Genomic DNA, 11372 nt, shown 5'->3' with positions numbered 1-11372 from the left:
TACATATACGGGGTGTGGGCTTCGAACTCCGCTGCGCACGTATCAACCGTCTTGTACGTGGGTCGGACTCCGAACTCATGACGAAGCTCCCGCACGAAGTCCTCGTCACGACCCCACAGATACGCCAACTGGTGATCTGAGAAGCCCGCCCGCTTCGCCTCACGAAGGATCGCAATGACCTCTGGATTCCGGGCAGCTCCCAGCAAGCCGGCCGCCTCGACCTCGTTGCGGATCTCATAGATCTCCACCATTTGATCGACGAACCACGGGTCGTAGCCCGATAGCTCCGATACTCGCTCAACGCTAAATCCCCGACGAATAGCCTCACCAACGTAGAACACCCGTGACGGCGTAGGTATCGCCAACCGATCGGCGACCTCGTCGTCGGTCATTGTCCGATAATCAACCTCGCGAGGGTCAGCATTCAGCCCCCGGCGACCGATCTCAAGGCTGCGCAGGACTTTCTGCAGCGCTTCGGGAAACGTCCGACCAATCGACATCGCTTCGCCAACAGATTGCATAGACGTCCCCAACGTATTCGAGGCACTTGGGAACTTGGCGAAGTCGAATCTCGGCGCTTTGACTACGACGTAGTCGAGGGCCGGCTCGAAGGCGGCCGGAGTACGTTGCGTAATGTCATTGGCGATCTCTGGGAGCGTGAAGCCGACCGCCAGCAGGGCAGCAATCTTGGCAATCGGAAAGCCGGTCGCCTTTGACGCCAGCGCCGAAGAGCGACTCACCCGGGGATTCATTTCGATCACGAGCCGCTGGCCGGTTGCCGGGTCGACGGCAAACTGTACGTTTGATCCGCCGGTCTCGACGCCGATGGCCTCAAGGCACCGAATCGCCTCGTCGCGCATGTCCTGGTACTCGCGGTCGGACAGAGTCTGAATGGGAGCAACGGTGATCGAGTCACCCGTGTGCACGCCCATCGGGTCGAGGTTCTCGATTGAGCAAACGATGACCGCGTTGTTGGCCCGGTCACGCATCACTTCCAGTTCGAATTCTTTCCAACCCACCACCGACTGTTCTACGAGGATCTCACCAACCGGTGAGTACTCGAGGCCATAGCCGGCCTTTTTGATAAACTCAGCCTCGTCATGAGCAATGCCGGTACCGCCCCCACCCAGGATGTACGACGGCCGGATCATGATTGGATATCCGATCTCCGTTGCGGCACTCATCGCTTCGGCCATTGAACGGGCATAGACGGCCCTTGGGGTGGCGATCCCGACCTCTTCCATGGTCTTTTTGAACAGGCCCCGGTCTTCGGCCCGTTCGATGGCATCAATCCCCGCACCGATCAATTCGACACCGTATTTTTCAAAAGCTCCTCGCGCCGCCAACTCGGTCGTCACGTTCAGCGCGGTCTGGCCGCCGAGGGTCGGCAGACAGGCGTCGGGGCGTTCCTTCTCCAGAATGGCCTCGACTACGTCGGCGGTGATCGGTTCGATATACGTCGCGTCGGCAAACTCGGGATCGGTCATGATGGTGGCGGGATTGGAATTCACAAGGATCACCCGGTACCCGTGGGAGCGCAGGACCTTGGCCGCCTGGGTGCCCGAGTAATCGAATTCACACGCCTGACCGATGACGATGGGGCCAGATCCGATGAGCAAGATCGAGGAAATGTCGGTTCGCTTCCCCATCAGATCCCCATCAGCTCAACGAAGTCATCAAAGACCCTGACGGCGTCGTGAGGGCCGGGTGCGGCCTCAGGGTGATATTGCACAGAGAAGGCGGGGACGTCCAAACACCGCAAGCCTTCGAGGGTTCCGTCGTTGAGGTTCTGATGGGAGGCAACCACGGCTCCGAAATCGGACGCCATCGATCGGGGAAGCAGGTGCGGACCCGCCAACTCGCCCGGGGTCATCGACACCGGGTCCTCGGTGGTCATCGACCAGGGATCAACCGCGAACCCGTGGTTCTGGCTCGTGATCTCGACCCCGTGATCGGAAAGCCGCATCACCGGGTGATTTCCCCCATGGTGGCCGAACGGCAACTTGTACGTGCGACCACCAAGCGCCAGACCCAGCAGTTGATGACCGAGACAGATACCGAAGATCGGGACCTTTCCGAGCAGGGATTGAATGGTGGAGATCGGGCCTGTCAACGGTTCCGGGTCCCCGGGGCCGTTGGACAGAAAAACCCCGGCGGGACCGAGCGCCATGATCTCGTCGGCCGAAGTCCCGATCGGAACAACCGTGACGTCAAATCCCCGAGAGGCGAGATTCGCCAGGATGTCACGTTTCAGTCCAAGATCGAGCGCCACCACACGGCCCCGCGAAGGCGTGGTCGCCTCCACCGAGTATTGAGCAATGGTTGATACGCCGGCTGCCAGGTTCTGACCGCTCATCGTGGGAGCGTTTTGGGCTGCTTCGTGCAATTCGGATTCCGTTACCCCGGCTCCCATCGCAATAGCCTGGGCACCTTTTTCGCGAATGTGACGGGTCAGTCGGCGAGTGTCTACGTCGGCGAGCGCCACCACCTCCTTGGTCGCCAGATATTCAGCCAGGCTCCCGGTCGACCGCCAGTTGGACTCGCGCCGTGACAGCGACCGAACGACCACACCGGAAGCGAACACACGGTCGGACTGGTCATCGAGCGCGGTCGTTCCATAGTTGCCGATGTGGGATGCGGTCATAACAACCACCTGACCGGCGTATGACGGATCAGAGAAGATTTCCTGGTAGCCGGCCATCGCCGTGTTGAATACGACTTCACCGGTCGTGAGGCCGTCTACCCCGACCGACCTACCCCTGAACACGGTTCCGTCTGCGGTGACTGCCAGTGCTTCACTCATTCGGACGCCCCCTCTTTGTGCTCGAAGGTCACCTGGCCCCCCAGAAGCGTCGCTCGAACCCGGCCGGTTATCTCTGTCCCGATCCAGGGTGAGTTGGCAGATTTCGAAACGAACGTCCCGGGAGTCCATGACTGACTCGGGTCAAAGACCGTGATGTCCGCTACCGATCCGACCGCGAGTGGTCCGGTCTCCAATCCGAGTAGCCGACCGGGGGCAATCGACATCCGCTCAAAGAACGTCACGGCCGGAAGCCCAACCGACGTATTGACCGCCGCGGCCGCCGTCTCGAGTCCGATGACGCCACGTGGGGCCTCCTCAAAGGGGACGTCCTTTTCATGAGCTGAATGGGGAGCGTGGTCGGTGGCAACGCAGTCGATCATTCCATCTTCCAGACCGGCCCGAAGCGCAGCAACGTCAGCTTTCGTTCGCAATGGCGGATACATCTTCGCCACCGGATTCATGGTTTCGACCAGTCGATCGGTGAACTCAAGATGATGAGGGGCAACTTCGGCCGTTACCGGAAGGCCCGCCTCTTTCGCCCGTCTGATGACATCGAGTGTCTGTCGGGCAGATACGTGCTGCACGTGATACCGACAACCGGTTAGTTCGACAAGGCGGATATCGCGTTCGACAATGATCGTCTCGGCCATCGACGGCAGGCCAATCATGCCAAGGCGCGACGAGACCGCACCTTCGTGCATATGTCCCCGCCCGGCCAGGCCGGGATCCTCGGCATGCTGAGCCACGATTCCGCCAAGTTCGGCGATATAGTCCATCGCTCTGCGGAGCAGGCCCGAGTCGGCGACCGTATCCCCATCGTCGGTGAAAATGCGAACTCCGGCAGCCCAGAGGTCATCGAGGTGGGCCAGCTTAGCCCCTGCCCTGCCGAGACTGATGGCCCCCGACGGGATGACTCTTACGAGACCGGTCTCAGCCCCGCGGTCAAAGACGTAGCGGGCTATCTGACCAGAATCGATAGGCGGTTCCGTGTTCGGCATGGCCACCACGGTCGTGAACCCTCCGGCGGCGGCCGCCTTGGACCCCGACGCGATGTCTTCTTTCCATTCCTGGCCTGGTTCTCTGAGATGGACATGGAGGTCAACCAACCCCGGGCCAACCCAAGCACCGGAACAGTCGATCACCTGATCTTGGGGCCCTACGTCAACGGATCCGATTGCCACCACTCGTTCTGCATCGACCGCCACGTCCGCAATTCGCTGTTCGGTGCCGACGACCGTTCCACCCTTCAGAACGATCATGTCTTCTCCGATCCGCTGAGCTGGTCGAGGAGAACGGCCATACGAACCGCCACACCGTTGGCCACTTGCTTGGTAACGAGGGATCTGGGTCCGTCCGCGACGGCCGGGTCAATCTCGACGCCGCGGTTCATCGGTCCGGGGTGCAGCACCATGGTGTGTTCTGGCAGTCGATCGGCCCGACGCCGGGTGAGGCCAAACCGGTTGACATATTCGCCAATCGAGGGAAAGACGTCACCACCTCCCCGCTCCTGCTGGATACGCAACATATACACAACATCGAGGTCGTCGATGGCGCCATCAAAATCACAGGTCGTTTCAACCGGCCAACCCTCCACGTCAAACGGCAACAGTGTGCGCGGAGCAATGAACCGCACCGAGGCGCCCATCGTGGCCATCGCTTGAGCCGTGGAGCGAGCCACCCGACTGTGCCGGATATCGCCCACGATAGCGACCCGCAACCCGTCTACTTTGCCGAAATGCTGGCGGACGGTCAGACAGTCGAGGAGGGCCTGGGTGGGATGCTGGTGGGCGCCGTCGCCGGCGTTTATCACCGGGAGACCGGTCCATTCGGCAACCCGCCAGGGCGCCCCGGTGGATGCATGGCGGACAACAAAGAGGTCAGGGCCCATCGATCCGACGGTCAACGCTGTGTCTTTCAAGGACTCGCCTTTCGAAACCGACGATCCGGACGGGGAGAAGGTCATCGTGTCAGCCGAAAGCGCCTTGGCGGCCCGCTCGAACGACATCCGGGTCCGGGTTGAGACCTCATAGAACAGCATGCCGATCGTGCGACCTTGTAACGCCGGTACTTTGGGAACCGGACGGTCCAAAACCTCCACAAACCCATCAGCGAGATCAAGTAACCGGGAAATTTCGGCGGCCGGGAGGCCTTCAATCGTCAATAGGCTCACCCTTGGACCTCCTGGCTTGAGACTTCAACCCGAACCGAATCAGATCCGTCAACTTCCTCGACATCGACAACCACCTGCTCGGCCCCAGAGGTAGGTAGGTTCTTGCCGACGAAGTCGGCCCGAATCGGGAACTGCCGGTGGCCACGATCGACGAGAACGGCCAGTTGCACGGCAGCCGGTCGCCCAAAAGCGTTGACGGCATCAAGGGCTGCTCGAATGGTTCGCCCCGTGTAAAGGACATCATCGACCAGCACCACGGTTCGACCGGTGACATCGACCGGCACCGAACTCCCGTGCAGTTTCGGGGTGGGCCGTGAAGAAATGTCATCACGGTGCATGGAGATGTCGAGCGCTCCTACGGGAGGACTCGTACCTTCAATCTCTTCGAGCACCATTGCTATACGGTTGGCAAGGGGTACGCCCCGGCGCGGGATGCCAAGAAGAACGAGGTTTTCGATGCCATGGTTCCGCTCGGCAATCTCATGAGCGATGCGGCGGATGGCTCGACCGAGGTCGTCGGCGTTGATGACTTCCGGCATCTAGTTCACCCGCCAGGAAGCTGGGCGGGGCGGCAACGCCGTGACATGGTTGGACATCTCATCTCCCTTGTCAGCCTCACAGGACTGTCGTTAAAGGTCGAAGGCGACTCTACCACGTGGCCCGCCACGGAAAACTCAGCTGCCGGGCAGGACTCCCCCGTCCGGAAGCCAACTAGATGACGATCGACAATCCTTCGAACGCCGCCCTGAGGTTCACTCCCGACTGTCGGGCCCGTTCGACGATTTCGTCGACTCCCTCGTCGGTCCGGTCAGGATCGTGACTCATGAGTAAGAGCTCGCCGACCCCGGCTGATCTGGCCGCATCTACTGCCATCTGCCAGGTGGAGTGACCCCACCCCGTGTGCTCGAGCTCGTATTCTTGGGGTGTGTATTGGGCGTCATGAATGAGGACGTCCACCCCGCGGGCTAATTCATCAAGCCGATCGTCAAGATGACTCGACACTCCCCGCTCGTTATCGGTCGCGAAGACCACAGATCGCTCAGGCCCCCTCAGGCGAAAGGCCGCCACCCCCTGCGGATGTTCCAACTGCTCTGGTTGGATCTCAATACCTGCGATAGAGAACCCGTCCCCGTTCAGGGCCATGAAGTGCTGAGTCGACGGTACCTCTGCCAGTGATATCGGGAACCAGGGCGGGGCGAGGATGCGGTGGATCACCTCATTGACCGCCATACCTTCATATGGGTATCCATAGAACGTGAACGTGTTCCTCGGGTCATACAGCGGCTTGAAGAACGGCAGTCCAATGATGTGATCGAGGTGATAGTGGGTAAACAGCACATGAAAGTCCCAGCCATCATCCCCGGGGTCTGGCAAACTCTTTTGAAACTGATGAATTCCGGTCCCGGCGTCAATGACGATGTGCGAGCGTCCGCCCCCATCAACACTTATGCAGGGTGTATGGCCGCCATACCTGGTGGTATCAGCACCACCAACGGGCATCGACCCCCGAACCCCCCAAAAATGAAGATGACGCGACACAGCTTTCTCCCTCGGGCCGAAACGCTAGTAGAAACGGGGTGAGAATGCTTGGTAGTGTGCTTACCGCCAGGGCGCACGAAAACGTCGTTTGTTTGGGAGGCTAAGAGCTGCGACATGAAGTATGTGACCATTAGACCACCCCGTTTACGCACCATCGAAGACGGCGAAGCTCGTCATGCCACCTGGACCGAGCTTTTCTACGACCTGGTCTTCGTCGTGGCGGTCGCCGCCCTTGGTGGGCGACTGCTGGCAAATACCTCCTGGGGAGGCTTTGGAGTCTTCATCGGCTTCTTTGCCCCGATCTGGTGGGCGTGGGCCTCCTACACCTTCTATGCCGATCGGTTCGACACCGACGACTTCGGCCAACGGGTTCTGGCCGTCGCCCAGATGATCACCATCGCGTTGATGGCCGGTTCAATTTCGGGAAATACTGCTGACTCGTCGGTGGCCTTCGCCGCATCGTACGTTGTGACCAGACTCATCCTCGTCATCATGTACGCCAGGGCGCGTAAACATGTCCCCATCACGCGCCAACTGCTGACCGGATACCTCAAGGGGTTCAGCGCCGAGGTCGTCATCTGGACGATCTCCATCTTCACGCCAACTCCCGCCCGCTATTGGTTGTGGACGATTGGTCTGATCGTGTCGGTCGCCACACCGTTTGCCATGCGCAAAATTCAGGCGAAGGTGCCCCTTGACGTCGAGCATCTGCCCGAACGGTTCGGCCTCTTCACCATTCTGGTCCTCGGCGAGTCGATGGCGGCGACGGTGATCGCCATCTCGCAATCGACATGGTCGTTTGAGCTGGTGGTCAACTCGGCCCTGGCCGTATCGATCGCGGCCGGATTGTGGTGGATGTACTTCGACAATATGGAGGGATCCGTCGTTCGGCGGACCGGAGAACGACCGAAAGCCTGGAAACCCACTGCCTGGATCTACGCACATATGCCACTTGGCGCCTCCCTGGTGATTGTGGCGGTCGGGCTTGAACAGGCGGTTGCTAAACACCTTGACCACGGGGAGTTCTGGCTCACGTCCGGAGGCATGGCAGGCGCTCTCGGGTTCATGGCTTTAATCAATCTGGCCAACGAAAAGGACGGAAAAAGAGGCGTCAACACCCGGCGCGCCATCCGCAGGATCCTGGGGGCCGGGCTGGTCCTGGCGGCAGGCCTCATCGCGCAGCTGGTCGGGCCGCCTCACGCCACGGTATGGCTCATCGTTCTGTTGGCAGTGGCCGTTCTCGAAGTAGCCAGCGACTTGATCATTATCGCTCAAGCAGATTGAGTATCAGCCAGTTTCGCCAGTACCCCGTTGACGAACCCGCCAGATTTCTCGGTGGAATACAACTTTGCCAGACGGACCGCCTCCGATAGCACAACCGGTGCAGGCGTCTCAGGTTCGTAGACCAGCTCGAACGTTGCCATCCTCAAAATGGCTCTATCAACCGCCGGCATCCGTTCGGTACGCCATCCCTCGGCGACTTCATTGATCCGTTCATCGAGTTCCGGCAAGTGTTCGGTGACTCCGCGCACGAGGCGGGCCGCCTTATCCACCAGGTCGGACGGTACTGGCTCGCCGCTGAGATCGATGGCATACAGAGCGGTGAGCGCCGCGTCGCGAGGCTCAATCACACGCGCGTCATGTATTCACCGGTTCGAGTGTCAACCTTGATGACATCACCGGTTTCAATGAAGAGGGGTACGTTGACGGTTCGACCGGTTTGAACGGTGACCGGCTTGGTTGCTCCCGAAACCCGGTCGCCTTTGACACCGGGTTCGGCGAACGTCACTTCTAGTTCCACCGACGCAGGCAATTCGACGCCAATCGGGTGACCCTCGTAGATCGGCAGTACGACAACGGCTCCGTCAACGAGATACGTGCCGGCATCACCGACCTCATCGGTCGACACGGCGAACTGCGAGAACTCTTCAAGATCCATGAAGTGAAACCCGAGGTCATCCTGATAGAGGAACTGATGCTCCTTGCGGTCGATCACCGCCCGATCGACATCTTCTCCCGCTCGAAATGTCCGATCGATGACCGCACCGGTCTCGGCGTTCTTAAGCTTCAGGCGAACAAACGCCTTACCTTTTCCAGGCTTGACGTGCTGATATTCGATGATGGTGAACAGCCCATTTTCGATGCTGATAGCCATTCCTGGCTTGACGTCATTTGTCGAAATCATTGGGGTCTCCGTTCTCCAGCAGCATCCTAGGCCAGTCCAATGGCGGCTAAACCCAGCGCGAGGTCGTCGGCGGTCACATGAACGATCTGCGGAACGCCTACCTCAGCGAGAAGAACCATCTGGAGGCCGGCGAAATCTCGTTTCTTGTCGAGCCACACCAGATGCTCGACCGCCTTCAGATCCGCCTCGGCGACGATAGGTAACCCGAGCGAAGCCAGGGTCGCTTTGACCGGAAAGACAAACCCGAACTTGTCCCTGGACAACTCGGCAGCGGCCACCATTCCGATCGAGACCGCTTCCCCATGGCTGATCCCCTGGACGATCTCTACCGCATGACCGATCGTGTGCCCGAAATTGAGGATCATGCGACGACCGGTCTCCGTGAAATCCTCACTGACGACGTCGGCTTTGACGGCGATCGATCGTCGAACAATCTCCTCCGTAGGTGGATCCTCGGGCGAGTCGACAAACAACTGCACCAAATCTGGATCTGCGATGAAGCCGGTTTTGATCGCCTCCGCCCACCCTTCCCGCTTAATCATCAGTGGCAACGCATCGAGCACATCGGTATCGACGACCACCTTGGCCGGATGAGCGAAGGCTCCCACGAGGTTCTTGCCAGCCAGGTTGATGCCGGTCTTTCCGCCGATGGCAGCATCGACCGCCGCCAGCATCGTGGTCGGAACGTAGACGGCTTCGATCCCGCGCAGCCAGGTGGCGGCCACGAAACCGGCCACGTCGGTGAGGGCACCGCCCCCGACCCCGACGATCGCGTCGTGGCGGCCCACTCCCAGCCCCGCCAACGACTCGTAGAGTTCGGCCACGACCTCCCACCGCTTGGCTTCGTCGCGGTCGGGTAGCTCAAGGATGGTGTGTGGCTCATCCAAACTGGCGGCGACCCGCTCGGCGATAGCCCGGGGAATCCCTGGCTGGGTCAGGATGACTGCCTGCTGACGCCCCGACCGAACCGGCAGCACTGGTTCATCGACGAGGGCCGGACCCACCAGAATCTCGGTGGCGACCCGACCGTTGGCTGTTACCTCGAATTTCGACACGCTCGCCTCTCCTGCCCGCCTAAAACCGGCGCAGCCGTTCCTTGTAACTAGAGACCGCGTTTTGAAAATCACCGACCGTGTCGCCACCAAACTGTCGCTGTAGCTCCTGGGCAAGCACCACGGCCACCATTTGTTCGGCAACCACACCCGCCGCAGGCACTGCGCAGACATCACTTCGTTCGCGGAACGCCACATCGGCCTCTTTGGTTTCGACATCTACGGTGTCCAGGGGGCGCATAACGGTCGAGATAGGCTTCATCGCCGCCCGAACCCGGAGTGGCTGACCCGTCGACATGCCGCCTTCGGTGCCGCCCGCCCGATCAGTCTTACGAATGAATTCTCCGTCTTCCAGGTAGATCTCGTCGTGGGCTGCCGACCCTCGTCGCCGGGCCGATTCGAATCCATCGCCTACCTCGACACCCTTGATTGCCTGTATCGACATCAGCGCATAAGCCAGGCGGGCGTCGAGTCGCCGATCCCAATGGGTGTGAGATCCCACTCCGGCCGGCAGGCCGTGGACCACGACTTCCACCACACCGCCGAGGGTATCGCGGTCGGCCTTGGCCGCCTCGATCTCGCTGACCATCCGGTCCTCACCGCTAAGGGCGCGGACCGGAGAGGCGTCAATGGCTGCCAGGTCGGCCGGCATCGGTAGGACTCCATCATCAGACTTGGCCATGCCGATCTCGACCACATGTGACAAGACCGCCACCCCGATCGAGGCGAGAATCTGCTTGGCCACATAGCCGACCACGGTCCGGGCGGCCGTCTCACGTGCCGAGGCGCGTTCGAGAATGTTACGGGCGTCGTGGGTGTCGTACTTCTGCATGCCAACCAGGTCAGCATGCCCTGGCCGGGGCGTGGTGAGCGTCCGGTCGGTTTGGCCGGGGTCTGGCGACATTTCAGCCTCCCAACGTGGCCATTCGGTATTGCGGATGATCACCGCGATGGGACTTCCCAGGGTGATTCCGTGCCGCACTCCGCCCATGATCTCGACAACGTCCTTTTCGAGTTTCATGCGGTTACCGCGTCCATACCCGAGGCGACGCCTCGCCAGTTCCTCGCTCAGTTCTTCACGAAGAAAGGGCAGGCTGGCCGGGGCCCCTTCGATGGTGGCCACCAGGCCCGGTCCGTGGGACTCACCCGCGGTCAGGAACCTCAGCATGACAGAAATCTCGACATAGAGACGTAGGGTACACGAGATCCCTATCCGGCCGGGCAGGCCGGATCACTTGAGGATCTCTTGGCCTTCCACCACCTCGAAGGCGTTATCCCCAAAAAGGAACACGGCCCGACCGAGGGTTCCGGCCGCCTCATCGGGCGGCGTGATCGAGATCACTTTGTACGAACCGGCGAACGTGTCGCCGACCCCGACCACGTGAGTGGTCCCGTTGAGTTCGACCTCAACGGTCATCGAACCATCGGTGTCAACCGTAATGTTGTTGACCTTGAATGTGATGCCGTTGCGACCGCCCGTGCCAGGGCCAAACGAGGCCGTCCCATCGTCGAGGATTAGCGGTCGGAACGGGTCGCGAGGCTGAGACGTCTGGAGATTCGAAGCCACCACATCCCCGGCAACGAGGTTGGCAAGGTTGCCGACCGGGGCAGACTGAGGAGCGG

Annotated in this window: 12 protein-coding genes; 1 reads left to right on the top strand and 11 read right to left on the bottom strand. The window is 60.7% G+C overall.

Annotated elements, in window-relative coordinates:
- The 6 genes from carB to JJE47_15845 form a co-directional block, all read right to left on the bottom strand.
- On the bottom strand, positions 1–1649 hold a 1649-nt coding region (gene carB, locus JJE47_15870; GenBank protein ID MBK5268897.1), incomplete at its 3' end, for a carbamoyl-phosphate synthase large subunit.
- Complete coding sequence (carA, locus tag JJE47_15865; GenBank protein ID MBK5268896.1) at positions 1649–2803, bottom strand: glutamine-hydrolyzing carbamoyl-phosphate synthase small subunit; 1155 nt, start codon at positions 2801–2803, stop codon at positions 1649–1651. The genes carB and carA, both read right to left, overlap by 1 nt.
- A complete protein-coding gene (locus JJE47_15860; GenBank protein ID MBK5268895.1) occupies positions 2800–4062 on the bottom strand; it encodes a dihydroorotase in 1263 nt (420 codons plus the stop codon). The genes carA and JJE47_15860 overlap by 4 nt, the downstream gene beginning before the upstream one ends.
- A complete protein-coding gene (locus tag JJE47_15855; protein MBK5268894.1) occupies positions 4059–4973 on the bottom strand; it encodes an aspartate carbamoyltransferase catalytic subunit in 915 nt (304 codons plus the stop codon). Before JJE47_15855 ends, JJE47_15860 begins: the two co-directional genes overlap by 4 nt.
- Positions 4970–5512, bottom strand: a complete 543-nt coding sequence (gene pyrR, locus JJE47_15850) for a bifunctional pyr operon transcriptional regulator/uracil phosphoribosyltransferase PyrR (GenBank protein MBK5268893.1) — start codon at positions 5510–5512, stop codon at positions 4970–4972. Before pyrR ends, JJE47_15855 begins: the two co-directional genes overlap by 4 nt.
- 172 nt (positions 5513–5684) lie before the next feature.
- Positions 5685–6512: an MBL fold metallo-hydrolase gene (locus JJE47_15845; protein ID MBK5268892.1), complete on the bottom strand. Its 828-nt coding sequence runs from the start codon at positions 6510–6512 to the stop codon at positions 5685–5687.
- Between the two features lie 114 nt (positions 6513–6626).
- On the opposite strand from JJE47_15845, the gene JJE47_15840 reads away from it, so the two are divergent.
- Entirely contained in the window at positions 6627–7796 is a 1170-nt protein-coding gene (locus tag JJE47_15840) for a low temperature requirement protein A (GenBank protein ID MBK5268891.1), read from the top strand.
- Here JJE47_15840 and nusB read toward each other — a convergent pair.
- From nusB to JJE47_15815, 5 genes are all read right to left on the bottom strand, one after another.
- A complete protein-coding gene (nusB, locus tag JJE47_15835) occupies positions 7784–8143 on the bottom strand; it encodes a transcription antitermination factor NusB (GenBank protein ID MBK5268890.1) in 360 nt (119 codons plus the stop codon). The two genes, JJE47_15840 and nusB, sit on opposite strands and share 13 nt — an antisense overlap.
- Complete coding sequence (gene efp / locus JJE47_15830) at positions 8140–8697, bottom strand: elongation factor P (protein MBK5268889.1); 558 nt, start codon at positions 8695–8697, stop codon at positions 8140–8142. The genes nusB and efp overlap by 4 nt, the downstream gene beginning before the upstream one ends.
- Positions 8698–8723: 26 nt before the next feature.
- Complete coding sequence (locus JJE47_15825) at positions 8724–9752, bottom strand: 3-dehydroquinate synthase (GenBank protein MBK5268888.1); 1029 nt, start codon at positions 9750–9752, stop codon at positions 8724–8726.
- Positions 9753–9771: 19 nt separating this feature from the next.
- Positions 9772–10914 carry a chorismate synthase gene (aroC, locus tag JJE47_15820; GenBank protein ID MBK5268887.1) on the bottom strand — a complete coding sequence of 381 codons (1143 nt, stop codon included), beginning with the start codon at positions 10912–10914 and terminating at the stop codon, positions 9772–9774.
- A gap of 66 nt (positions 10915–10980) precedes the next feature.
- On the bottom strand, positions 10981–11372 hold a 392-nt coding region (locus JJE47_15815; GenBank protein MBK5268886.1), incomplete at its 5' end, for a hypothetical protein.

The sequence above is a fragment of the Acidimicrobiia bacterium genome (genome assembly GCA_016650365.1).
Classification (GTDB): domain Bacteria; phylum Actinomycetota; class Acidimicrobiia; order Spongiisociales; family JAENVV01; genus JAENVV01.
Note: the sequence above shows the minus strand (reverse complement) of the source record. Positions and strands in the feature narration are given on the sequence as shown.

Bases quoted from the DNA above. Each gene is read 5' to 3' on its own strand.
- carA (MBK5268896.1), bottom strand. From the start codon at position 2,803: ATGAGTGAAGCACTGGCAGTCACCGCAGACGGAACCGTGTTCAGGGGT.
- JJE47_15860 (MBK5268895.1), bottom strand. From the start codon at position 4,062: ATGATCGTTCTGAAGGGTGGAACGGTCGTCGGCACCGAACAGCGAATT.
- pyrR (MBK5268893.1), bottom strand. From the start codon at position 5,512: ATGCCGGAAGTCATCAACGCCGACGACCTCGGTCGAGCCATCCGCCGC.
- JJE47_15840 (MBK5268891.1), top strand. From the start codon at position 6,627: ATGAAGTATGTGACCATTAGACCACCCCGTTTACGCACCATCGAAGAC.
- efp (MBK5268889.1), bottom strand. From the start codon at position 8,697: ATGATTTCGACAAATGACGTCAAGCCAGGAATGGCTATCAGCATCGAA.